The sequence below is a fragment of the Corallococcus llansteffanensis genome, assembly GCF_003612055.1.
GTDB classification, from domain to species: Bacteria; Myxococcota; Myxococcia; order Myxococcales; family Myxococcaceae; genus Corallococcus; species Corallococcus llansteffanensis.
On the sequence record NZ_RAWB01000067.1, the window covers coordinates 1 to 25197 of the forward strand.

General features: G+C 69.2%; 12 protein-coding genes. 4 read left to right on the top strand and 8 right to left on the bottom strand.

The features are described from left to right. Positions 1–54 precede the first annotated feature (54 nt). The 5 genes from D7V93_RS09050 to D7V93_RS09070 form a co-directional block, all read right to left on the bottom strand. Positions 55–642 carry a phytanoyl-CoA dioxygenase family protein gene (locus tag D7V93_RS09050; protein WP_244237194.1) on the bottom strand — a complete coding sequence of 196 codons (588 nt, stop codon included), beginning with the start codon at positions 640–642 and terminating at the stop codon, positions 55–57. A 10-nt stretch (positions 643–652) separates the two neighbouring features. After that, a complete protein-coding gene (locus D7V93_RS09055; protein ID WP_208722960.1) occupies positions 653–1024 on the bottom strand; it encodes a glycoside hydrolase family protein in 372 nt (123 codons plus the stop codon). A gap of 245 nt (positions 1025–1269) precedes the next feature. Then, the gene (locus tag D7V93_RS09060) at positions 1270–2976 is read right to left on the bottom strand and encodes a thiamine pyrophosphate-binding protein (protein ID WP_158623684.1); all 1707 of its coding nucleotides are present in this window, start codon (positions 2974–2976) and stop codon (positions 1270–1272) included. 25 nt (positions 2977–3001) lie between these two features. Beyond that, positions 3002–4018 carry a hypothetical protein gene (locus D7V93_RS09065; protein ID WP_120643015.1) on the bottom strand — a complete coding sequence of 339 codons (1017 nt, stop codon included), beginning with the start codon at positions 4016–4018 and terminating at the stop codon, positions 3002–3004. 20 nt (positions 4019–4038) lie between these two features. Further along, complete coding sequence (locus tag D7V93_RS09070; RefSeq protein WP_120643008.1) at positions 4039–16941, bottom strand: non-ribosomal peptide synthase/polyketide synthase; 12903 nt, start codon at positions 16939–16941, stop codon at positions 4039–4041. 343 nt (positions 16942–17284) lie between these two features. Between D7V93_RS09070 and D7V93_RS09075 the strand changes: the two genes are divergently transcribed. Further along, a complete protein-coding gene (locus D7V93_RS09075) occupies positions 17285–17941 on the top strand; it encodes a DUF4386 domain-containing protein (protein WP_120643009.1) in 657 nt (218 codons plus the stop codon). Here D7V93_RS09075 and D7V93_RS09080 read toward each other — a convergent pair. The 3 genes from D7V93_RS09080 to D7V93_RS09090 all read right to left on the bottom strand — a co-directional run bounded on the left by D7V93_RS09080 (position 17919) and on the right by D7V93_RS09090 (position 20538). Then, positions 17919–18524, bottom strand: coding sequence for a Crp/Fnr family transcriptional regulator (locus D7V93_RS09080; RefSeq protein ID WP_120643010.1), 606 nt, complete (start codon positions 18522–18524; stop codon positions 17919–17921). The genes D7V93_RS09075 and D7V93_RS09080 overlap by 23 nt on opposite strands. A 168-nt stretch (positions 18525–18692) precedes the next feature. Next, positions 18693–19928 carry a nucleotide disphospho-sugar-binding domain-containing protein gene (locus D7V93_RS09085; RefSeq protein WP_244237195.1) on the bottom strand — a complete coding sequence of 412 codons (1236 nt, stop codon included), beginning with the start codon at positions 19926–19928 and terminating at the stop codon, positions 18693–18695. A 136-nt stretch (positions 19929–20064) separates the two neighbouring features. Further along, positions 20065–20538 (bottom strand): hypothetical protein, encoded by a 474-nt coding sequence (locus D7V93_RS09090; RefSeq protein ID WP_120643012.1) that lies wholly within the window; start codon positions 20536–20538, stop codon positions 20065–20067. Positions 20539–20922: 384 nt separating this feature from the next. Here D7V93_RS09090 and D7V93_RS09095 point away from each other — a divergent pair, with 384 nt between their 5' ends. The 3 genes from D7V93_RS09095 to D7V93_RS46055 form a co-directional block, all read left to right on the top strand. Further along, positions 20923–21540: a hypothetical protein gene (locus tag D7V93_RS09095; RefSeq protein WP_120643013.1), complete on the top strand. Its 618-nt coding sequence runs from the start codon at positions 20923–20925 to the stop codon at positions 21538–21540. 394 nt (positions 21541–21934) lie between these two features. Continuing rightward, the gene (locus D7V93_RS09100) at positions 21935–22267 is read left to right on the top strand and encodes a hypothetical protein (RefSeq protein ID WP_147451096.1); all 333 of its coding nucleotides are present in this window, start codon (positions 21935–21937) and stop codon (positions 22265–22267) included. A 229-nt stretch (positions 22268–22496) separates the two neighbouring features. Further along, positions 22497–25197, top strand: a 2701-nt coding sequence (locus D7V93_RS46055; RefSeq protein ID WP_244237196.1) for a S8 family serine peptidase, incomplete at its 3' end; no start/stop codon positions are given.

A 25197-nucleotide genomic window follows, 5' to 3' on the forward strand; every position in this document is an offset into this window, starting at 1 on the left:
CTGGTATAACCCGCTCCGGCGCCACTCCGCGCTCGACTACGAGTCACCCGCTGGTTACGAGAAGAAGCACCGCGCTGCCGCTTGAGGGCGAAAGCGCGGAACGCTCTGCGGAATCGGGGCAACTTCAAACATGCCCTTGGCGCAGCCATCGAACTGGTCCCACTGCGTTCCGGGAGCGACCTCGAACGGCCCCATCTCCGGAATCGTGTCCACGGCGGTCAGGTTGAAGGCCAGCGAGTTGAGGCGACGGCCCTTCGTCGTGGCCTCCGGCACGTCGAAGTCGCGGTGCCAGGGCTGGTCGGCCGCGCCCGGGAAGGGAATGTCGAAGCCCACTTCGACGATGCGGTAGTCGGGCCCGAGCACCGCCTCGCAGACGGCGACGAACCACGGGTGGGTGACGATGTCGACGAAGCCACGGATGCGCTCCTGGTGGACCTCCACGTACCAGCGCTGCGGTCCGCGAGGCAGCGCACCGCCGGGGACCTGCTGGGCCTCGGCGAAGAGCGTCTCGATGTCCTCGCGCATCCGCACCACCCAGTCGCGTGGGAAGGCACCCTTGAGGCCGATGATGCCATCGCCGTAGAGGCCGCGCAGGATGTCGGCCGGCTCGTGGGTTTCCTGCGGTGCGTGCACGGTGGTCATGTTCCCTCGCTCACTTCCGGAGCACGGACGGCGCGGCCACGGGGCCCGCGGATGGCATCCCGCCCTCGACGTGCGGCCACCCATCCTTCCACGTCAGCCGGTCCGTCAACATCGGACGGCGCACCAAGCAGTCCTTGCCGATGACCGCCTCGGCGTAGGGGCGCCGGACGTCGATGGCGTGGTAGGCACTCCAGTCCTGCCCCGCGCGGTCGGTGAAGACGGAGTTGTAGCCCGGTCCAATCCACGCCTCGCTCCGGCGCAGCACGGCGCTGTCGGGCGCGCCCGTCGCCTGCGCCAGCGTCTCGAAGGGGCCGGTGGGGGCACCTCTTTCTGCATCCTCAAGATTGACGTGGGGATGATGAACAACGACACCGGAGGTCACAGCGTCGTACTGCGATCACCGATAACGCAGACACCCGACGGTTTTGTGACACTCAAGGTGTGGTCCTGGGCGGGATTGCATGAGGTGCGGGTGACCAGGGAGAAGTTCGAGGATACCTACTTCGGCGCGAATGTAGCGTTCCTCTGACGGCTCGGCGCGCGCACGGGGCTTCGGACACGCGTCGGGCGACTCCCACCCGCCCCCAATCCCTCTCCCGATGGGAGAGGGAACGGGGGCCCTGGGACTCAGAGCATGATCTCCTTGAAGGACTTCCCAGAGGGAATCAGCGGCAGGCAGTCCTCATACGGCGTGACCATCTCAAGGAAGTGCGGTCCCCGGTGCGCCACCGCCCTGTCGAGCACCCCTCGGAGCGCGGCGGGTGACTCCACCCGGTCCACGTGGCCGTCCGTGAAGCCGTTGCTCCGCGCCAGCGTGGTCCACTGCTTGCCCTGCTTGATGACCCCCGTCTTGCGCCCCTCGTAGAAGTGGTTGTTCCACATCCGCACGATGCCGTACCCGTCGTTGTTGAACAGCAACACCTTCACCGGCAACGCGCGCTCCCACGCCGTCTCCAGCTCCGCCTCCGAGAACCGCAGACTCCCATCCCCCGCGATGCAGATGACCAGCGCGTCGGGATTGGCGATCTGCGCTCCCAACGCCAACGGCAGCCCGGAGCCCATGCACCCGAGCCCCGCCGACGTCAGGAATTCATCCCCCGGCTGAATCTCCAGGTACTGCGCCGCCCACATCTGGTGGCTCCCCACCTCCGTCGTGAAGATGACCCGCTGGCCGCTCTTCGCCCGGTGCGCCCGCACCGCCGCGTTGAGCTGCTCCAACACCAGCTGCGCCTGGAGCATGCCCGGCTGTTCCTTGTAGGTGGACGGGTACTGCTCGCGGACCGCCGCGATGCGCTCGTGCCACTGCGTGAAGCGCAGCCCCTTGCCCTCGAGCAGCGCCGCGAACGCTCCCAGCGTGTCCTTCAGGTGCCCCACCACCCCGAGCTTCCGCTCCGGCATCACCTTCTGGACCTGCTCCTGGGCGATGTCGAAGTGGACGAGCCGCCGCGCGTTCGGAGCGAATCGCTTCGTGTCACCCGTGATGCGGTCGTCGAACCGCGAGCCCAGCGAGATGACCAGGTCCGCGTTGTCGATGATCCAGTTCGGAACGTAGAACCCATGCATCCCGATCATCCCGTGGCAGTGCGGGTGGGTGCTCGACAGCGCCGCCTTCCCGGGGAGCGTGTGCACCACCGGGATGGGCGCGGCCTCCAGCAACGCCAACAGCTCGCTGCGCGCCTGCGCGATCACCACGCCGCGACCGGCGATGATGACCGGGCGCTCGGCATGCCGCAGACTGGCCACGACCTCCTCCAGTCCCGACGCCGTGGGCCGGGGCTTCGCCTTCGCCACCGCCGGAGCGCGGGGCGGCAGCGGCGCACAGGCCTGCTGCTGGAGGTCCTTCGGGAAGTCGATGAGCACCGGGCCCGGTCGACCGTCGAAGGCCACGCGGATGGCGTCGGCCAGCACGTCGGCCGCGTCCTCCATCCGCTCCAGATAGACGACCTTCTTCGCCACCGAGGCGGCGATGACCGTGATGTCGATCTCCTGGAACGCGTCCGTGTTCCGCGCGCTCCGGGCCACCTGCCCCGTCACCACGAGCAGCGGGATGTTGTCCCGCAGCGCGTCCGACAGGGGCGTGATGAAGTTGGTCGCGCCCGGCCCCGACGTCGCCGTGACGGCGCACAGCTTGCCTGTCACCTGGGTGTAGCCCATCGCCGCCCAGGCCGCGCCCTGCTCCGTCTGGAAGCACTGGAGTTCCAGCGCCGGGTTGGCCTCCAGCGCGTCGACGAAGTCCATCACCGCGCCGCCGGTGACCGCGAACGCGCGCTCGATGCCCGCGCGCACCAGCAGCTCCACGAAGATGTCCGAACCTGTCGTCCAAGAACGTTTCATTGGCTCACCGCCTCTCGCCCTGTCCCTAACCATTCACGATGGCGTATTCGCCCGGCACGTATTCCTTGAAGTGCTGCCGGTGCTTCTCCATGTCCATCACGTTCACCGTCTTGATGCTCCAGCGGATCTTCTGCTGGTACGGGTCCTTGATGGTCCCCACGTCCTTGCCGTGCAGGCCCGTGTTGTTCGAGCAGCTCACGAAGTCACCCGGACGCATCAGGATGCGGGACTTCAGCGTGTGCAGTCCTTCGTTCACCTTCTCGACGGCGCGGGCGCCCTCGTCCGAGTACGCGACGGTGCGGTTCTCGAAGTAGACGAAGTCCGCCTCACCCTGGATGACCGGGTGGCTCGCCGCGCGCCCCAGCTTCGCGTCCTTGTCGCTGTGCGTGGTGAGGTCGTCGTAGGGCGTGTAGAAGTTCGGCTCGCGCAGCACGCGCTCCAGGTCCGGCCCCAGGAAGTCCATCAGGTCGCGGTTGCGGACGAACGTCGTGAGGATCTCGTTCTGCTCGAAGCTGCGCATGCCCAGGATGTTGACGAAGTCCGGGCGGACGAAGTGGTTCGCCAGGTCCTTGTGGAACCCGATGGGCAGGAGCGTCTTCTGGGACTGGCTCTTGTAGAGCTCCTTCATCGGGTAGATGTCCTGGAGGATGTCCCCCGCGTTCACGTTCTTGTAGCCAATCGCCGGCTGCCCCATCAGGTCCGCGTAGGTGAGCAGGAAGCCTTCAGCGATGAACGTCTTCTTCAGCTCGTACTTGGACTTCACCGGCTGCTCGAAGTCGAAGGGGGGCACGCCCTCGTCGATGGGGCAGTTGGTGACGAAGTGGAACGGGTGCGCGATGAGGTCCCGCCCCCGCGCGGCCTGGCACATGTCCACGAAACGCTGGGGGACGCGGCCCTGCGCGATGAGCTGGCGGATGCCCTTCAGGAACGCCGGGTACTGCGTGTAGGGATTCGCCGTGATGGAGGAGATCGCCTCCTTGAGCTGCTGCTTCTCGTCGGGGGTGAAGCTGAAGTCGGTCTGGATGGCGGGCTTGAAGGTCATGGGGTTCACCGGGTGGGGGTTCAGGCTGCGGACTGGGAGGAGGAAGAAAGAAGCGCCCGAGGCGCGGGAAGGTGCTGCGCGAGGAGGGACAGGTAGCGCTGCGCCTGCTGCTCCACGACCTCGCGCGGGAACAGGCGTCGGCAGTAGCGACAGTCGATGACCATGCCGTCGCTGTGCTCCATGGCGTACCACATGGCGTCGAAGCGGACGTCCGTGGCGCTGACCTCGTGCACCGCGGCCGCGGCCCGGAGCTCCGGGGAGACGGGCTCGTCCAGCGTGAGCGCACTGAAGAAGGACGTGGTGAGCGCGAAGCTGTCCGCGCCCGCGGGGAAGCCGAGGTCCGCCAGGATGCGGTCGTTCTGGTAGCTCTGGTGCTGCATCGCGGACAGGAGCGCGTTCTGCACCTGCGCGGCGCAGGAGGCGAACGTGTCCCCGCCGTTGAACCGGACGCGCATCATCACGAGGTTGATGGCGATGCCGACGAGCGACGGGAACTGCCGCATGTCACGCCCGTTGAGCGGCGTGCCGACGATGATGTCGCGGCTCCCCTCCAGGTCGTGGATGAGCGCGTAGAAGCCCGTGAGGAGCACCACGAAGGGACTCACGCCCAGCTCCCCCGCCACCTGCTTTACCTGGGCCCACAGCGCATCCGGCAGGAGGACGCGGTAGGCGGCGCCGCCCCGGTCCCCGCTGTCGTCGCTGCTCGCGAAGTCCGCGAACGGTGGAGGGGGAAGCGGCCGGGCGAGGTGCTCCAGCCAGTAGCGCCGGTCCGCCTCGAAGGCGCCCTCATCGAGCAGGCGGTTGTGCCACTCGGCGTAGTCCTTGTACTGGAGCGCGGGCGGCGGAAGCGTGACGGGCCGGCCCGCAATGCAGTCCGCGAGGATGGCGCCGAACTCCTGGCGCATGACGAACAGCGACCAGCCGTCCGCCACCAGGTGGTGCACCGTCATGAGCAGGAGGGAGCGCCCTTCGCCCGCGTGGACGAGGTGCGCGCGCAGGAGCGGGGCCTTCTCCAGGTCGAACAGGCCCGTGGATTCCTGGCGGCGCAGGTCCGCGAAGGCCTTCGCCCGAAGCTCCGGCGCGAGCTGCGTCAGGTCCGTGACCTTCAGGGCGCAGCGGGCCTCGGAGGCGATGACCTGGACCCACTCTCCGTTCTCCCGCGGGAAGGCGGTGCGGAGGCTCTCGTGGCGCGCGAGCAGTTCATTCAGGGCGCGCTCGATGGGCTCCGCCGCGGGTGTTCCTCCGCCGAGCGGGACCACCGTGAAGATGTTGGACCAGGTCCGCTGCGGCTCCCGGACGTAGTCGCGCCAGTAGCGCCGCTGCGGGGGCGAGAGGGGATAGGAGGCCCGGGGCGCGATGGGGACGAGGGGCGTCGAGGCTTCGACTCCCGAGAAGCCGGGGGCCTCCGGGGACGTTCCGGTGCGCAGGGCCGTCTCGACGCGCTCGCCCAGGGCCGCGACCGTGGGGGCTTCGAACAGGGCCCGCAGCGGGATGTCCACGCCGAAGGCCGCTCGCATCCGACTGAGCACCTGCATGGCCAGCAGCGAGTGGCCTCCCAGCTCGAAGAAGCTGTCGGTGCTGCCCACGCGGGGGACGCGGAGCACCTCCGCCCAGAGCGTGGCCAGGGTCTCCTCCACCGGGGTCCTGGGGGCCACGTAGATCCGGCTCGCGTCCGCCTGGGTCGTGTCCGGCGGCGGGAGGGCCTTCCGGTCCAGCTTGCCGTTCGCCGTGAGCGGCAGGGCCGGGAGCTCCACGAAGGCCGTGGGCACCATGTGCTCGGGCAGGGTGTCGCGCAGGTGGGCTCGCAGGACCTCCGACGCGCTTCGACCCTCACCCCAGCCTCCTTCACCTGCCACGAGGTAGGCCACGAGGCGCTTGTCTCCGGGGACGTCTTCCCGGACCACCACCGCGGCTTCGCGCACCTTCGGGTGCTTCGCGAGCACGCTTTCGATTTCCCCCAGCTCGATGCGGAAGCCTCGCAGCTTCACCTGGTGATCCGCTCGGCCCAGGAACTCAAGGACTCCGTCCGCCCGGTAGCGCACCACGTCGCCCGTCTTGTAGAGCGTGGCCCGTGCGTCGGACGAGAACGGGTCGCGGACGAAGCGCTCCGCCGTGAGCTCCGGCCGGTTGAGGTAGCCCCTCGCCACTCCGTCTCCACCCAGATGCAGCTCCCCCGCCACACCGATGGGTACGGGGCTTCCATGACGGTCCAGGACGTAGGCCACGGTGTTCGCGATGGGGCGGCCAATCGGGACCGACCCGACGATGTCCGCTTCGGTGATGGGATGGCAGCAGGCGAACGTCGTGCTCTCCGTGGGTCCGTAGCCGTTGATCAGCCGCACCCCGGGGAGCGCCTTCAGCGCCCTCTTCACGTGCGGCACCGACAGCGCTTCACCGCCAGCCAGCAACTGGCGGAGCGGCCGCAGCGCTTCGGGCTGCTCGTCCACCATCGTGTTGAAGAGGCTCGCGGTCAGCCAGAGCGTCGTGACGCCCTCGCGCTTCACCGTCTCCCCCAGCGCCGTCAGCGTCGGCCGCTCCGGGGGGAACACGACGAGGCGTCCTCCGTTCAGCAGCGCGCCCCAGATCTCGAACGTCGAGGCGTCGAAGGAGAGCGGCGCCACCTGCAGGAACACCTCCTCCGCGGAGAAGCGCGCGTAGCCGGTCTCCTTCACCAGCCGCACCACGCCCCGGTGCGGCACGCAGACGCCCTTCGGACGCCCCGTCGAACCGGAGGTGTAGATGACGTAGGCCAGGCTCTCCGGCCCCGCTCCGCTCACCGGCGCGTCCGTGCTCGCTCCGGCGATGGCATCCCACTCCGCATCCAGGGCGAGCACGGGCGGGCGCTTCGCGGGGAGCTTCTCCACCAGCTGCCGCTGCGCCAGGACGAGCGGCGTGCCCGTGTCCTCCAGCAGGAACGCAAGTCGCTCCTGGGGGTAGCTCGGATCCAGCGGCAGATACGCGCCTCCCGCCTTCAGGATGCCGAGCAGCCCCACCACCAGCTCCACCGACCGCTCGACGCACAGGCCCACCAGCACCTCCGGCCCCACCCCGCGTGACTTCAGGTGGTGCCCGAGCTGGTTGGCGCGCCGGTCCAGCTCCCGGTACGTGAGCCGCTGATCCCCGAAGACCACCGCCACCGCGTCCGGCGTCCGCGCCACCTGTGCCTCGAACAGCGCGGGGATGCCGTGCTCCCGCGGCAGGGCCGTCCGCGTCTGGTTCCAGGCCACCACCAGCTGGTGCCGCTCGCCCTCCGTCAGCAATGGCAGACGCGACAGCGTCTGGCCGGGCTCCGCCACGAGGCCCTCCAGCAGCGTCCGGTAGTGCCCCACCATCCGCTCGACCGTCGCCGCGTCGAAGAGGTCGGTGTTGTACTCCAGCGATCCTCTCAACCCCTCCGCCGTCTCCTCCAGCGACAGCGTGAGCTCGAACTTCGCCACCGTCTGCGCGAACGGCAGCGGTTCCAGCGTCGCCTCACCCAGCGCCAGCGCGGGCATGGGGGCGTTCTGCAATACAAACATCACCTGGAACAGCGGTGGGCGGCGCAGGTCCCGCACCGGCGCCAGCTCCTCCACCAGCTTCTCGAAGGGCACGTCCTGGTGGGCGTAGGCGCCGAGCGTCACCTCGCGCACGCGGGCCAGCAGCTCCCGGAAGCTCGGATCCCCGTCCAGCTTCGTGCGCAGGGCCAGCGTGTTGACGAAGAAGCCGATGAGCCCCTCCGTCTCCGCACGCGTGCGGCCCGCGATGGGCGAGCCCACCACGATGTCGTCCTGCCCGCTGTGGCGATGCAGCAGCACCTGGAAGGCCGCCAGCAGCGTCATGAACAGCGTGCCGCCCTCGCGGCGGCTCAGCGCGGCCAGCGAATCGGACAGCTCCCGGGACAGGGCCACCGGCACCATGCTCCCCCGGTACGTCCGCGCCGCGGGACGCGGCCTGTCCGTGGGCAGCTCCAGCGCGGGCGGTGCCCCGTGCAGTTGCTCCTTCCACCAGGACAGCTCCGACGCCAGCACGTCACCCGCGAGCCATTGCCGCTGCCAGACCGCGTAGTCCGCGTACTGCACGGGCAGCTCGGGCAGCGGGGAGGGACGGCCCGCCGTGAAGGCCTCGTAGAGCGCTCCCAGCTCTCGCACGAGCACGCCCTGCGACCAGCCGTCCGAGACGATGTGGTGCATCGTCAGCAGCAGCACGTGCTCCTGCTCCGAACGCCGCAGCAGCTTCGCGCGCAGCAGCGGTCCGTGCGCGAGGTGGAAGGGCGTCTGCGCCTCCTCCTTCGCCAGCCGATGCACCTCCGCTTCCGTCGCGCCTCGCAGGTCGATGACGGGCAGGGACAGCGGCAGGTCGGAAGCAATGGACTGGTGGGCCTGTCCATCCACCGTGGGGAACGTGGTGCGCAGCGCCTCGTGGCGACGCACCAGCGCCTGGAGCGCCTGCTCCAACGCGCTCACGGACAGCGGCCCCGTGAGGCGCACCGCCGCCGGCATGTTGTAGAGCGGGCTGTCCGGCTCCAGCCGGTCGAGGAACCACAGTCGCTGCTGCGCGTAGGACAGCGGCGGTGTGGTGTCCCGGGACCGGGGGGTGATGGGCGGGGCACCCGCCGCTCCGCCCTGCCTCCGGGCCGCCTCCACGGCCACGGCGACTCCCGCCACCGTGGGGGCTTCGAAGACGTCGCGCAGCCGCGCTTCCACCTGGAAGGTCGCTCGCAGACGGGAGACCAGCTGCATGGCCAGCAGCGAGTGGCCTCCCAGCTCGAAGAAGGAGTCCTCGGCGCCCGGGCGTTCGACCCGCAGGAGCTGGGTGAAGAGCTCCGCCACCTTCGCTTCCGTGGGCGTGCGAGGGGCGACGTATTCGCCCTGTGCCGTGGGCAGCTCCGGCTTCGGCAGCGCCTTGCGGTCCACCTTGCCGTTCGGATTCAGCGGCAGCGCATCCAGGACCACGATGGCCGAGGGCACCATGTACTCGGGCAACGTGCCGCGCACGTGAGCCCGGAGCACTTCCGACGAGCCCCCTTCACCTGCCACGACGTAGGCGACGAGCCGCTTGTCTCCGGGCACGTCTTCGCGGACCAGGGCCACGACCTCTCCCACCGACGGGTGGGCTCGCAGGGCCGACTCCACCTCGCCCAGCTCGATACGGAAGCCGCGCAGCTTCACCTGGAAGTCGATGCGCCCCAGCGCCTCCAGCTCACCGTTCGGCAGCCAGCGCACCCGGTCTCCCGTGCGGTACATGCGCGCTCCGGCCTCCGCGCTGAACGGGTCCGGCACGTAGCGCTCCGCGGTCAGCCCCGGCTTGCCCAGGTACCCTCGCGACAGCCCCGCGCCCCCAAGGTACAGCTCGCCGGGGATGCCTCTCGGCACCGGGCACAGCCACGCGTCCAGCACGTAGCCTCGCGTGCCCGTCACCGGGCGCCCCACCGTCGGCTCCGTCGTCGCTCCCTTCGGGACCCACGCAATCGTCGAGTACGTCGTGTCCTCCGTCGGGCCGAAGAGGTTGGAGACGCACTCCACCTCCGGATACGCCGCGTACACCGCCTGCACCAGCCGGTTCGACAGCGGCTCCCCCGCGAGGTTCACCGTGCGCACCGTCGGCGGCACCCCGCCGCTGCGCACCAGCTCCGCCATCGCCGAGGGCACCGTGTTGAGCAGCGTCACCCGCGCCTTGTCCCGCAGCGTCGGCAGCGCCAGCGCGTTCTCCGCCACGATGACCGTGCCGCCACTCGACAGCGGCGCGAACATCTCGAACACCGAGATGTCGAAGTTGAGCGACGTCCCCGCCATCACCCCCGCCAACTGCCGGGGCGAGAACTCCCGTACCGCCCAGTGCAGGAAGGCCACCGCGCTCCGGTGTTCGATGGCCACGCCCTTGGGACGCCCCGTCGAACCCGACGTGTAGAGCACGTAGGCCAGGTTGCCCACGCTCGTCTTGTTCTCCACGCGCGTGGTGGGCCACTGGCGGATGCACGGCCCGTCCGAGTCGACGCATACCTCGTGCGCCCCATGCGCGCCCAGCGAGCCTCGCAGCCGCGCTTCCGTGAGCAGCACCGGCGCGCGAGCGTCCTCCAGCATCCAGCCGAGCCGGTCCCTCGGGTAGGCCGGATCCATGGGCACATACGCCCCACCCGCCTTCAGCACCGCCAGCACCGCGACCACGATGTCCGCCGATCGCGACATGCTCACGCCCACCAGCGTGTCCGGCCCCACCCCCAGCGAGCGCAGGTGGTGCGCGAGCTGGTTCGCCTGAGCCTCCAGCTTCGCGTACGTCAGCGCCTTCCCATCGAACACCAGCGCCGTCGCGTCCGGTGTCCGGTCCACCTGCGCCTCGACCAGCCCGTGCACCGAGCCCACCACCGGGCCCGACAGGTCCGTCCCCGAGACGCCCACCAGCACCTCGTCCCGCTCCGCCGCCGTCAGCAGCGGCAGCTGGGAGAGCAGCGCCTCGGGACGCGCCGCGATGCCCGCCAGCAGCACCTCCAGGTGCCTCGCCATCCCCTGGACCGTCTTCGGCGCGAAGAGGTCCGTGCTGTACTCCAGCGTGCCTTCCAGCCCGCTGCCCGTCTCCGTCAGCGACAGCGTGAGGTCGAACTTCGCCGTGCTCGCTTCCGTCGCGTAAGGCTTCAAATCCAAGCCCGGCAGCCGCAGGTGCGGCAGCACGTCCTGCTGCAGCGCGAACATCACCTGGAACAGGGGCGTGTGGCTCAGGCTGCGCCGGGGCTGCAGCTCCTCCACCAGCTTCTCGAAGGGCACGTCCTGGTGGGCGTAGGCGCCGAGCGTCGTCTCCTTCACGCGCGCGAGCAGCGTCCGGAAGCTCGGGTTGCCCCCCAGCTTCGCGCGCAGGACGAGCGTGTTGGCGAAGAAGCCGATGAGCTCCTCCGTCTCCGCCCGCGTGCGGCCCGCGATGGGCGAGCCCACCGCGAAGTCCCGCTGGCTCGTGTAGCGCGCCAGCAGCACCTGCCAGGCCGCGAGCAGCAGCATGAACGGCGTCACGCCCTCGTGCTTCGCCAGCGCGTCCAGGGCCCGGCTCAGCTCCGTGCCCAGCTTCACCGGCACCGCCGCGCCCCGGTGCGTCTGCACCGCAGGCCGCGCGAAGTCCGTCGGCAGCTCCAACACCGCCGGCACGTCCGCGAGCTGCGCCTTCCAGTACGCGACCTGCTGCTCCAGCACCCCGCCCGCGAGCCACCGCTTCTGCCAGTCCGCGTAGTCCGCGTATTGGATGTCCAGCTCGGCCAGCGTGACGGCCTTGTTCGAGACGCGGCCCTCGTAGAGCGCCGCGAGCTCCCGCACGAGCACGCCCAGCGACCATCCGTCCGAGACGATGTGGTGCATCGTCACCAGCAGGACGTGGCTCCGGCGGCCGAGCACCAGCAGCTTCGCCCGGAAGAGCGGTCCCCGTGTCAGGTCGAAGGGACGCGCCGCCTCCTCGTTCGCCTCCCGCTGGACTTCCGCCCCGGGCGCTCCCGTCAGGTCCACCGTGAGGAGGTGGAAGGCTCCCGCCGGGTGGATGACCTGCACCGGCTGCCCGTGCTCGTCGTGGAACGTCGTGCGCAGCGACTCGTGCCGCCGGACCACGTCCTCCAGCGCCAGCCGCAGGGCCTCCGCGTCCAGCACTCCGTCCATCCGCACGGCGCCGGGCACGTTGTAGAAGGCGCTCCCCGGATCCAGCTGGTGCAGGAACCACATGCGCTGCTGCGCGAAGGACAGGGGCAGGGCTCCGTCGCGGGCGACCCGATGGAGCGGCGGGAGGTTCGCGGGGGCCTCGTCTCCCAGGATGGCGGCGACACCCGCCACCGTCGGCGAGTCGAAGAGCTTCCGGAGGGGGACTTCCCGTCCGAACTCCGCGCGCAGCCTGGAGACCAGCTGCATCGCGAGGAGGGAGTGGCCTCCCAGCTCGAAGAAGGAGGCCTCCGCGCTGATCCGCTCGACTCGTAGCAGCTCGGCGAAGAGGTCCGCGACGCGCGCTTCCGTGGGCGTGCGGGGGGCCACGTAGCGGGCCTCCGACACCAGGCCCTGGGGTGCGGGCAGCGCCTTGCGGTCCACCTTGCCATTCGGCGTCAGCGGCAGGGCCTCCAGGACCACGATGGCCGAGGGGACCATGTACTCGGGCAGCGTGTCGCGCAGGTGGGCTCGCAAGGCCGCGTCGTCCAGCGCCGGTCCACCGGATCCGGAAGGAATCGCGACGTAGGCCACGAGGCGCTTGTCTCCGGGGGCGTCTTCCCGGACGACCGCCACCGCGGCTCGCACCGACGGGTGCCGCGTGAGCACGGTCTCGATTTCACCTGGCTCGATGCGGAAGCCTCGCAGCTTTACCTGGAAGTCCACGCGGCCGAGGAACTCCAGCGTCCCGTCCGCCTTCCAACGCGCCAGGTCTCCCGTCCGGTACAGCCGAGCACCCGGCCTCCCGCTGAACGGATCCGGAACGAAGCGCTCCGCCGTCAGCCCCGGGCGACCGCGGTAGCCGCGCACCACGCCCTCGCCGCCGATGTACAGCTCCCCCGCCACCCCGTCCGGCACCGGGCCGAGGCGCGCGTCCAGCACGTACAGCTCCGTGTTGGCGATGGGCCGGCCGATGGGCACCGGCGACTCCGCCGCCCCCACCGTGTGCGTGGAGGACCAGACGGTGGTCTCCGTCGGTCCGTACATGTTGAGCAACCGCTGGGGCAGCCGCCCCGCCAGCGACGCCGCCAGCGCGGGCGGAAGGGCCTCACCGCCCACCAGCAGGCAGCGCAGCGTGCCGAGCACGTCCTCGGCCCCGGGCTCCAGCAGCAGCGCGCCCGCCAGCGACGGCGTGCCCTGCAGGTGCGTCACCGCGTGCTCGCGCACCTGCGCCAGCACCGCGCCCGCGCCCACTGCGTCCCCCTGCACCACCACCTGGAACCCGCGCGCCAGCGTCCACAGCAGCTCCAGCACGGAGATGTCGAAGGAGACGCTGGTGACGGCCAGCCACACCGGCCGAGGCCCCACCGGCACGCGCTCGTCCATGCCGGCGAAGAAGTTGGCCACGTTGCGCTGCGACACCTGCACGCCCTTGGGACGCCCCGTGCTGCCCGACGTGTACAGCACGTAGGCCAGGTGCTCCGGGCCCGCTCCGTCGCGAGGGCCGTGCTCGGACGCCTCGCCGCACACCTCCGGCGCGTCCAGCAACACCGTGCGCACGCCCTCGGCCACGGGCGTCCCGGCCAGCGCCGCCTGCGTCAGCAGCAGGCGCATCCCCGAGTCCTCTCGCATGTACGCCAGCCGCTCCGCCGGATGGTGGGGGTCCAGCGGCAGGTACGCGCCGCCCGCCTTGAGGATGCCCAGCATCCCCACCACCAGCTCCACCGAGCGGCGCGCGTACAGGCCCACCACGACCTCGGGCCCCACTCCCAGCGCGCGCAGCCGCAGCGCCAGCGCGTTGGCCCGGCGGTGCAGTGCGAGGTACGTGAGACGCTCTTCGCCGCACACCAGCGCCACCGCGTCCGGCGTGCGCGCCGCCTGCGCCTCCAGCAGCGCCGCGAGCCCCGCCGCCTCGTACGGCCGGCGCGTGGCGTTCCACTCCACCAGCACCCAATGCCGCTCGCCTTCCGTGAGGAGCCCGAGCTCCGAGACCCGGCGGCCCGGCTCCGCCACGAAGCCCTCCACCAGTCGCTGGAAGTGTCCCGCCATCCGCTCGAGGGTCGCCGCGTCGAACAGGTCCGTGGCGTACTCGATGACCGCCGACAGCTTCCCGTCCGTCTCCACCATCGTGAGGCCGAGCTCGAACTTCGCCGTGCCCGGCACGCCGCCATCCGGCCGGCCCTGCACCGGCGTCCACGCGAGCCCCGGCAGCGACAGCTCGGGGAACGGCGCGTTCTCCAGCATGAAGCCCGCGCGGAAGAGCGGGTTCAGGTCCTGCCCGCGCGGAGCCCCGACGGCGCTCACCACCTGGTCGAAGGGCACCTCCTGGTGACGGAGCGCGCCTTCCACCGCGCCCCGCAGCCGACGCATCAGCACCCCGACCTCCGGGTCTCTCGACAGGTCGCACCGCAGGACGAGCGTGTTCACGAAGAAGCCCACCACGTCGCGCAGCTCGCGCTGGTCTCGCCCCGCCGTGACGGTGCCAATCCCGAAGTCCGTCTGCCCGCCGCAGTAGCGATGCAGCAGCGTGGCCCAGGCAGCCAGGAGCGTCACATACAGCGTGCAGGACTCGCGGCGGGCCAGCTCCCGCAGGCCCGAGGTGAGCTGCTCCGACAGCACGAAGGCGCACGCGTCGCCCGCATGCGTCGTCCCACGCACGGGCGTCCGGGACGTGGGCAGATCGAGCCTCGGCAGCCCCGCCAGGTGCTCCCGCCACCACACCCGCGAGCGACGGGCGTCTTCGCCCTGGAGCCGGGCCTCCTGCCAGCGAACATGATCCGAATACCGCACCGGAAGCTCCGGGAGCTTCCGCGGCGAGCCCCCGCGGAAGCCCTCGTAGAGTTCGGCCAGCTCGCGCGCGACCACGCCGAGGGACCACGCATCCGTGATGATGTGGTGCTGCGTGAGCAGGAGGACGTGCTCTTCGTCCCCCAGCGTCACCAGCGTGGTCCGCAGCAGCGGGCCCCGGGCCAGGTCGAAGGGCGTCGTGGCGTGCTCGGTGGAGAGCCGCTCAAGCTCCGCTTCCCGGCGCTCTGGAGCGAGGCCGCGCAGGTCGACCGTGGGCAGCTCCGTCGGACGCGCGGGCTGGACGACGAGGACCGGCCGCCCTTCCGACTCGGGGAAGGTGGCGCGCAGCATCGGGTGCCGCGTGGTGAGCGCCTCCAACGCCTGCTTCAGCGCGGCCGTGTCGAGGGCGCCCTTCATCCGGAGCCCCGCATGGACGTTGTACAGCGGGCTTCCGGGCGACAGCCGGTCGAGCACCAGCAGCCGCGCACCGCCCGCCGACACGGGCCCGGGCTCCGTCTCCGGAGCCGCCGAGCGCGGGATGGACGCCGACGGTCCCTGCTCCGCATTCCCTTCCAGGTGCCGGACCAGCGCGGTGATGCTGGGCTGCTCGTAGAGCAGCGCCGGGGAGACCGATCGGTTCAGGCGGGTCTCCAGCTCGCCGGACAACCCCACGAGGTCCGTGGAGTCCAGCCCGTAACGGGCGAACGGCTGCTCCGGATCAACATCCTCGCCGGGCGTGCCGGAGAGCGTGGCGATCCGCTCGATGAGCCAGCCTTCGAGCCCCTCCGCCTTCGGGCCTTCCGGCCGGGGGGACTTCACCCTCGGCGCCGCGAACGCCACGTCCGAGACGAGCGCGAGCGTTCCGTCCAGGAAGGCGTTCCGGCACGCGTGCCGCTGCACCTTGCCGCTCGTCGTCTTCGGCAGCGTCCGGGACTGCAGGAGCGCCACCGCGTGCACGATGACGCCGTGCTCCGCCGCGACGGCCTCGCGGACCGCCGTCGCCACGTCGGCGGGCGCCGCGCCTGAGCGCTCGTCAAACTCCGCCACGACGACGAGCTGCTCCTCGCCCTCCACTTCGATGCCGAAGGCCGCGGCACACCCCAGCCGCACCGCCGGGTGCGCCTGCTCCGCGGTCAGCTCCACGTCCTGCGGGTACAGGTTCCGGCCCCGGACGATGACGACGTCCTTGAGCCGCCCCGTCACGAACAGCGCGCCCTCGTGCAGGAAGCCCAGATCGCCGGTCCTGAGGAACGGCCCTTCGCCCGTGTCCGCGATGCGCGCCCCGAACGTGGCCGCGGATTCCTCCGGGCGGTTCCAGTAGCCCCGAGCCACGCTCGGTCCCGAGACCCAGATTTCACCGACCCCGTCCGGCCCCACACGCCGCCGGCTCGTCGGATCGACGATGGCCACCTGCTGATCCAGCCAGACCCGCCCACAACCGACCAGCGATCGCGCGCCGAGCGCCTCCGTGGGCACCACCCGCCCCTGCTCCAGCGCCGACGCATCGAGCGACACGGGGACGGGCGCCGCCACCGTGTCCGGGCCGGTCACGAACAGCGTCGCCTCGGCGAGCCCGTAGCACGGGTAGAACGCCGAGCGCCGGAAGCCGTGCGCAGCGAAGGTCTCCGCGAAGCGCTCGAGTGTCGCCCCACGCACCGGCTCCGCGCCGTTGAAGGCCACGTCCCAACTGGACAGGTCCAGCCCGGCGCGCTCCGCCTCGGTGACCTTCCGCACGCACAGGTCGTAGGCGAAGTTGGGCCCGCCGCTCGACGTCGCCCGGAAGGTGGAGATGGCTTGCAGCCAGCGAGCCGGGCGCTGCAGGAACGCCAACGGAGACATCATCGTGCACGGCATGCCCACGTGCAGCGGCTGCAGCACGTTACCGATGAGCCCCATGTCGTGGTACAGCGGCAGCCACCCGAGACCGCTGCCCTCGGGCGTGTGGCGGAACCCCTGCTGGAGCATCCGCTCGTTGTGCAGCAGGTTGTCGTGGGTGATGACCACGCCCTTCGGCGTCCCCGTCGACCCGGAGGTGTATTGCAGGAAAGCGACGTCCGACGAGGGACGCGCCGGGTGCCGCCAGGAGTCCGCCGCGGCGTCTGGCACCGCATCCGAGGCAATCCACCGCAGCGCGCCGAGCTCCGGCGCCATGGGCAGCAGCGCCTCCGCCATCCCGGCGATGAGCTCCGTGGTGAGCACCGCCCGCGCCCCGCAGTCCTGAGCGATGGAGCGCAGCCGCCCCAGCGTCCGCTCCAGCCGGCCCGGGTCGGGAGGATAGGCGGGGGCGGCAATCACTCCCGCGGACAGGCACCCCAGGAACGCGATGATGAAGTCGAGCCCCGGCGGATACAGCAACAGCACGCGCTCGCCGCCGAGCCCCGCCTGCTGGAGGGCCACGGCCACCGCGCGCACCCGCAGGTCGAGCTCCGCCCACGTCAGCGTCTCCACGGGACCGTCGACGTCGCCGGTCGTCAGGTAGCGGTACGCGAGCTGGGAGGGGCGGGCCCCAGCGTGGGACTCCAGGGAGCCGATGAGTGACGTCGAGATGCGCATGTCAATTCACAATAGGCGCACTGTGTCATTCAGGACTAGCGCGATAAAGTTGAACATTTTCTGTATCCACCGCGCGTGAATACGCGACAGGGGTTGGCAGCAGATACAAGGGTTTCCCTGTTGCAGGGGATGACTGAAATGCACTCGCAGTGTGCTCGTGCTCTCGCTGAGCAGGCGACTGTGCCGAGCGCGCTGGCGTCGCCGCGCAGTCCCCCTGCCAAGGCGCTCCACCCGCCCAGCCCGGAAGAAGAGAACCGATTTATTAACCCTCATCAATGAGGGCGAGGGCGCCCCTCCCTACTCTCGAGGCCGCGACGTCGCCGAACGTCCTGGAGCCCTCGCGATGAACATCACCCGCCTTCACTCCCGCACCCTGGGAGCTCTCTTCCTCCTTGCGTTCTTTGCCTACGGCTTCGGCACCGCGCTCGTCACGTCCATCCTGAAGGAGCCGGAGCTCCTGGCCGCTCAGAGGGCGCCGTTCGTCGGGGGCGCGCTGCTGCTCCTGTTGAACTCCTTCTTTATCGTCGGGATTGGCGTGCTGTTCTTTCCGATCCTCCGCGAGCGGAGCCCGGGCATCGCCCTCGCGTACGTCTGCACGCGGGTCATGGAGGCGCTGACCCTCATCATCGGGGTGGTGTTCCTGCTGTGCATCCTTCAGCTCGGAGAATCCGCGCAAGGGCAGACGACGCCGGAGCTGGTGACCCTGGTGAAGGTTCTCTCGAAGGGGAACGTCTGGGCGTACCAGCTCGCGATGACCATCCTGGGGGTCGGCAGCGTGGCGTTCTGCCTGTCGCTGTACCGCTCCCGGCTTCTGCCATCGCTGCTCCCGCTGGTGGGCGCGGTGGGCTACGGCCTTCTGGCGCTGGGGTCGGTGCTCGAGCTCTTCGGGTTGCCGTGGGGCATCCTCTTCTCCGGGCCCGGGGGCCTGTTCGAGGTGGTCCTCGCCGGCTGGCTCATCGCCAAGGGGTTCCGGACGGTCACGCCTTCCGTCGCGGCGTAGCCGGCTTGCCACGCGTGGCGATGCGCTTTCGGATCCGGCTCAGCGACTCGGGCTTCACGCCGATGTAGCTGGCCAGCTGGTACTGGGGAAGCCGCTGCAGGATGTCCGGCCGCGTCTTGGAGAGCTTGAGGTAGCGCTGCTCCGGGGTATCGGTGAGATGGGAAGCGAACCGCTCCTGCTGGTCCGCCAGGACCTTCTGCATCGCCATCCGGGAGATGCTCTCGAAGCGAGGGAAGCGTCGATACAGGTCCCCCTCGCGTTGCGCGGTGCCCACCACCACCGTGGTGTCCTCCGCGCAGACCAGGAAGTGATCCGCCGGGGTCTGGGTCATCATGCTGTGAATCGAGAGGACCCATTCGTCCTCGGTGAAGAACCCGTTGCTCCGCTCTTCACCGTCGACGACGTAGTACTGGCGGACGCAGCCCTGGAGGACGAAGTAGGCCTCGGTGCAGACCTGGCCCGCCATGAGCAGGTGAGTGCCCTTCGGGCAGGTCTTCACCACCATGCTGTCCAGGATGGCCTGGGCTTCCTCGTCCGACAGAGGAGCGATGCGGCGGAAGTAGTCGACGAGCTTGTGTTTCATGGGAGCCCTGCGCGACCGGCGGGAGCCCCATCATCCCACCGGGTCGACGGACGTGGCCCGAAAAGAAGAAGCCCATGGAGTACTGCCATCCGGCACGGGCTACGGCCCTCCTCGGCCTCTTGCTCTCGCAGGCCCCGATCCCCACCATGCGGCGCCCGCGAGCGCACCTCAGGCGAGGTGCCGCTCGATGACGTCCACCCCCTCCTCGAGCTCGCGCGAGTTGCGGCAGCGCTGCTTCATCGCCTCCATGGCCGCGGTGATGTCGTCGCGCCCGAGCAGCGCGTCCACCCGCTCGGTGATGACGCGGGCGTCCTTCGTGCGGATATCTCCTCGGAGCCCGAGCTGATGGTGCACCAGCCGCGCCGTCAGCCCGGGTTGATCCGCGCCGAAGGGGAACAGGAGCATCGGGACGCCGAAGTACATCGCCTCGCGCACGGAGCCGATGCCGGCGTGGTTCAGGAACAGCCGCGCCCGGGGGAGGACCTCCAACTGCGGAACCGAGGCCTCCACGCGGATGGACGGCGGCAGCGCCTTGCTCCGGAGCTGCTCGGCCAGGGCGCCACAGCTCATGATGAGCTGCCAGCCCTCTCGCTGACGGAAGGACTCGATGACGGCGGTGAAGAAGCGCAGCGCGGGCACCTGGTCGTCGCCGAACGTCCCCAGCGAACAGTAGGCGAGCGGCCTGGACGCGTCGTAGCCGCTCCAGTCGAAGGTGCCGTCGTGTCGTGAGGGCTCCACGCTCGTGCCCAGGTAGTGCCGGTGCGGAAGGTCGCGCAGCGGTTCGAAGTCCAGGGCCCTGGGGCCAATCACCAGCTCCGGCACGTCCGGCCGGTAGCCGAAGTCCCCCCACCGCAAGCGGCGTCCCGCGCGCCGGAAGGCGCCGTGTCCCGCCCAGCCGATGGCGCGGTCATACAGGCTCCGGTGCCAGGGGATCCTCGCCTGGAACGTCCACGCCACGAGGTTGCGCGCGCGTGCGCTCGCGCCGCCGCGAGGGGGAATGGCCGACGAGTGCACGGACGGGTAGTCCAGCGAGAAGGGGGCGGAGTAGGTCGGGTTGAGGCTGAGGTAGGGGAGCCTGCGCTCGAGCGCGCCCGCGGCCACGTTCCACACCACCGGATCCACCAGCACCCCGTCGAGCGCATCCGCGTCCACCCACGCGTTGAACGCGGCCGCGAGGTGTTCGTTGTAGCGCGCGCGCAGGTGCAGGAAGCGCACGCCGGGGACGCGCGTCGCCCAGCTCGGGGAGACGGCGAGCCTCTCTGTGTAGCGGGTGCTCTCGAAGCCCTGCCGCGTCACGTGGGCCTCGAAGGCCTCGGGCACGAAGTAGCGAACGCGGTGGCCCCGGCGCACCAGCGCCCTTGCCAGGGCGAAGGTTGCGTTGAGGCCACCGTACTCGGGCAGCATATAGATTCCGACCGTGGACACACCGCCGTTCCGATCAGCAGAATTCTCCATGTCGGACCTGGCGCGCATCGCCGACCAGCTCATACCCGTGTGACGAAGACCACCCTTCGTCGAGCGGTCCTCGCGGTGCCCGGAGCTACCTGGCGCAGTTGAACAGGTTGTTGCTGACGTGGATGCCGCTCATCGCGTACCCGCCGGCCCCGCACACGTGCATGGGATAGGAGTCCTTCGTGCCAGGGTCCCCATCCACATACTCGGAGACGACGCTCGTCCCCGGATACTGGCATGCCAGGTAGTCGTTGCTGACGTGCAGGCCGACCATGACGCTGCCGTAGGGACAGGCATGCATCCCGTTGCGCCTGCCCCCCGCATCGAGGAAGCGGGAGCCACTCGTGGAGGAGAGCTGGGCACACTTGAAGACATCATTGCTGAGGTGCGCGCCAATCATGGCATAGCCGGTAGGACAGCAGTGCATGGTGCTACCACCGACGGTACACCGCGTCCCCGCGTCGTAGACCACCCATCCCGTGAAGGAGAGCGAGGACTCCGCCACCTTGACGTCGAACTCCGCCTCATCCTCTGGCGTGGCGCCACATCCGGCAATCACCATGATTGCAGTCAAGACCACCGCTGCTGAAGACAACCCTTCGAAGACTCGCCTCATCGGTTCATTCTCCATTCACATGACTAGAGGTTCACCTGGGGAGCGATGTGCCTCCCCAGCTCGCTGCCGGCCCGTACATCAGGCCAAGCATTTCAAGATTATCCTGGATTTTACGTACAACCAAGAAAAATCCACTCAGGGTAAAGACCCACCAGGAACGGTGAAGCGAATCTTCCCCGGTAGCGGCCCCCCACCCTCAGCAGGTCGCGCGAGTTGAGGCTCGTCGCCTTCACCCGCACACGCACCTGGTTTCGAATCCGGCCCCGGGGGCCGCGCTCGCGGCGGTTCGACTCCTTTCGGGACGCGCGTTGAGAATGCTAGTCATCCGCCATGTCACCCCTCCAGAAACTGCTTGAACAGTCCTCGCTCCACGACGTGTGTGGGACGGCCGCGCAGCGAGCGCGACTCAAGGCCACGCTGACGTCCACCCCCACCACCCGGCAGGTGGACGGGGACCTGAAGCTCTCCGAGGGCCAGGACCTGCTCTTTGAAGAGGGCCGCGTCCACGTGAAGGGCCACCTCATCCTCGAGGACCCGTCCCGCCTGCTCGTCGCGGGCGACCTGGTGGTGGAGGGCAACATCGTCAACGAGGGCTTCGACTACGCCCTGCTCTTCGTCGGCGGCGCGCTCACGGCCCGCAACCTGCTCTTCCACGGCGAGGTGGTATCATTGGGGAGCATCGCCGTGAAGGGCGTGGCGTGGACCTACTACAACGACCACTCCACCTATGCGGACCTCCTCACGGCCCGGGTGGTGGTGGCCGATGACCGGGCGGATGCCGTGGACGTGGTTCGCGCGGACAGGCACCTCGTCGGGCACTCCAGTCAAATCACGGAGGCGCTGGGCAAGGTGCTGCACGCGCAGGCCTGGGACGCGCACAAGGCAGGGGCCTACCCCGACCTCGCGATGCGCCTGTGCCAAGGCAAGGAGCTGTTGCGAGAGGGTTGAGCTTGCCGTGAGCAAGCATTGGCCGGCCGCACCTGGGAAGTCCTTCTGCACGGAATGCGAACCCGGCATCGGTGAGCGTCAACGCAGTTGTCGCGTGAATATTGAAGCCATCGGGCATCAGCCTTGCGTCCGCGAAGAATTCCTCGGCAATCAATTACTGCACGACCGAGACCTACCCAGGTCTGATTTTAGAAAACCCGGACCGTGTCACTCTCCGTCCCGCAAAAAGGCATCGGGCTGTCATGGCCCGGAACGAAGGAGGGGGAGCATGAAGCGATTCCAATGGTACGTCATGGGAAGTGTCCTCACGGCCGGTCTCCTGGGACTTGCGCACGAGGCATCTGGCGAGGCTCTCGCGGAGGAGCCTTCGATGCATTCCCAATGTAGGCCAAGCATGCTGAAGGGCAACTACATCTATGCAAACAATGGGTACATCGTGAGTGGGCCCACGAAGGTCCCCTTCGCACAGGCCGGCCATGATTTCTTCCAAGGGAACGGGACCCTTACTGGTTCGGCGACCATCAGTACCAATGGCGCGATAACGCGCATCGTCTACACTGGCACCTACACCGTCAATCCCGACTGTAGCGGCAGCGCGACGCTCACCGACAACCTCGGAGGCACTGCGCACTTCGACTTCTTCGTCACGAAGAGCGGATCGGAGCTGGCCTACGTCCAGACCGACCCTGGCTACGTCACCGCCACCTTCGAGATGCGACGGAACTAGGCTGGGTGTCAGGTGTGAGAGTGCCCATCTTCCGTGAAATGAAAACGGGCTGGAGACCTTGAGCTCTCCAGCCCGCTTCACTGAGGGTCGGGGAGACGGGATTTGAATCCGTGGACACCCGGGGCGCAGGACCCCGTTGGACATTCGTACCCTTGTGACATCTGCTTTCCTCGTGATTCCGTAAAGCCGTGGCGGAGCCCCGCCTCCGCTGACATCTCGAGGGGAACTCATGCACGCTGTCCGAAGAAGACTCGTCCCGGCCCTGTGGACCGGGGCGTTCGTCACGCTGTTCGCGGCTCCCGCCCAGGCGCAGTCCATGAGGGCGGACCAGTTGTTGGAAGCTCCAGGCGCCACCAGCACGGACTGGATTCGAGCCCTGCCGCCCGTCCCCGCCCATGAGCTGGGCCCCGTGCTGCCCTCGGCCGCGCCCTCCTCGGGGCCGGGCCTGGAGGTGGCGTATCCGAAGGTCGCACCGTTCCGGGGTGAGGTGCAGGAACCCGTGAAGAGGGAGAAGAACCTGCGCGTGTCCCTGCGTGAGCGTCCGTCGCGCATGGCCCTCGTCCGGCTTCCGGAAGACGACCTCGCCGGCCAGCGGGAGCGCGTGCAGCGCACCCTGGGTGCTCTTGCCTGGCATGAGCTCTTCTACGGCTGGCACTTCTTCGAGTTGCCCGAGACGCTCTCCCCGACCTCGATCCGAGGACTGCTCCAGGGCGTCAACGCGGACATCGTCTATGTCCCGGACGAGCCCCAGGAAGCCGGGGTCATCTGGAACGACCCGTTGCTGTCGACGGGCGCGTCCTGGCCCCAGAACCAGTGGTACCTCTACAACGTCGGGCAGCGCACCAGCATCACCGGCAGCCCCTATGACTTCGACATCGACGCCGACGAAGCCTGGGACGTGACGCTCGCCGCGCACGGCCGGGGCCAGTTCTATTTCTCCACGGTCGCGGTGGTGGACACGCAAGTCGACCTGGGTCACGCGGACATGCCGGACTTCGTCGGCGCCTGCACCTTGGCGAACGCCTGGTCCGACACGCGCTGCCTGCCGCCCGAGACCGCGCGCACGCATGGCACGGCGGTCGCGGGGCTCATCGGCGCACGTGCCGGCAATGGCTACGGAATGTCGGGAGTGAACTGGGCCGCGCGGATCCTCGCCTTGAATGTCTCCCTGGCGTCGGACCCCGAGCGGAGCTTCGGCTACTACCAGGTCATCAACGCCATCGACTACGCCACCCGCAACGGCGCGCACATCATCAGCTATTCCGGAGGCAGCCGGAGCGTCTTCCAGAACAATGACAACGATCCACTCTACGCGGCCATCCGTCGCGCGGGAGAGCGCGACATCCAGTTCATCGCGGCGGCGATGAATGACAATCTCAACCTTGACTGCGGAAATGCCTCCTGCCAGGTCTCTCCCGCGGGGATGAATCTCTACAACCTATGGACGGTGGCCGCGGCGGATGACAACTTCAACCGCTCCCACTTCTTCACGGAGGCCAATGGCACCGTCCATGCCTCCAACTTCGGCGCGGCTTCCGTGGACTCCGCGGCGTTTGGCAGTGATGCCTTTCCCGGCGGCGGCAGCGACCTGGTCTCCCTCTTTCCTGGCAATCAGTTCGCCCCCTTCAACGGGACCTCCGCGGCCACTCCGCTCGTCAGCGGCGTCGCCAGCCTCATCAAGAGCCTGAGGCCGCAGGCCACGCCGTACGTCTATCAATCGTGCTTCGGGTATACGATTGCTCCGCAGCTCAACGGACTGATGCGCTACCCCGGCGTCATCAATGCGAAGCTCGCCGCCGACTGCGCGCTCACCCTCGGCGAGCAGACGCCGCCACCCGTCTTCAATGTCGTCAGCCCGGCGCACTACGCGCGCCTCAACCAGACGCCCTACCTCACGTGGCAGGCGGCCCCGGACTTCTATGTGAACTACGACGTGTTCCTGGACGGCGCCTTCTACGCCCGAACGGGCGGCACCGCGCTGAGCCTCACGAACGTGAGCGATGGCACCCACCGCTGGTACGTGCGCGCGGTGGATGCCTACGGCAACTGGCGCAACTCCACGCATGAGTACTACTTCGTGCTCGACCGGGTGCCGCCCACCGCGCCCGTGCTCACCCTGCCAGGAAACCTTCAGTACGTGAGCAACCCGCGTCCCGCGCTGCGCTGGGAGCATGCCACCGACGCCAGCGGCATCTCCAGCTACCAGGTCATCCTGGACGGCGTCAGCACCGGCTCCATTGGTGCCGCCGCGGGGTACAACTGGCCCACCGCCCTGAGCGAGGGCCTTCACTCCTGGCGGGTGGTGGCGTGTGACACGCACCAGAACTGCACCAGCTCCTCCACGCGAAGCTTCTACGTGGACTCCGTGGCCCCCACCTACCCCACGCTCACGAGCCCGGCGCATGCCTCCCTCCTCGCCACGGAGCGCCCGACGTTCACCTGGTCCGCTTCCACGGACGCGAGCTCCGTCTCGTATCGATGGAGCATCGACTCCGGCGCGCAAGGCGCGACCACCCTCTTGACGTCCTACACTCCGTCGGCGGGCCTGACGGACGGCTTCCACTCCTGGACGGTCCAGGCCTGCGACACCGCGGGCAACTGCTCGACCACCGGCACCCGCACGTTCACGGTGGACACATTGCCGCCCCTCGGGTCCTCGATGCAGGCTCCCGCGGAAGGCGCGCTCACCGCGGCCCGGCCGACGTTCTCCTGGCAGGCCGCGCAGGACGCCACGGGCGTCACGTACCAGCAATTGCGCATCGATGGCGGAGCCGCCATCACCCTTGGAGGGAGCGTCACCTCCCATGTCCTGACGGCCAACCTGTCACCGGGCGTCCACTTCGTGATTGTCACCGCGTGTGACCGCTTCGACCACTGCGGGTCGACGCCGGTCCGCTCGTTCGAGGTCGTCGGAACGCAGCCCACCGCCC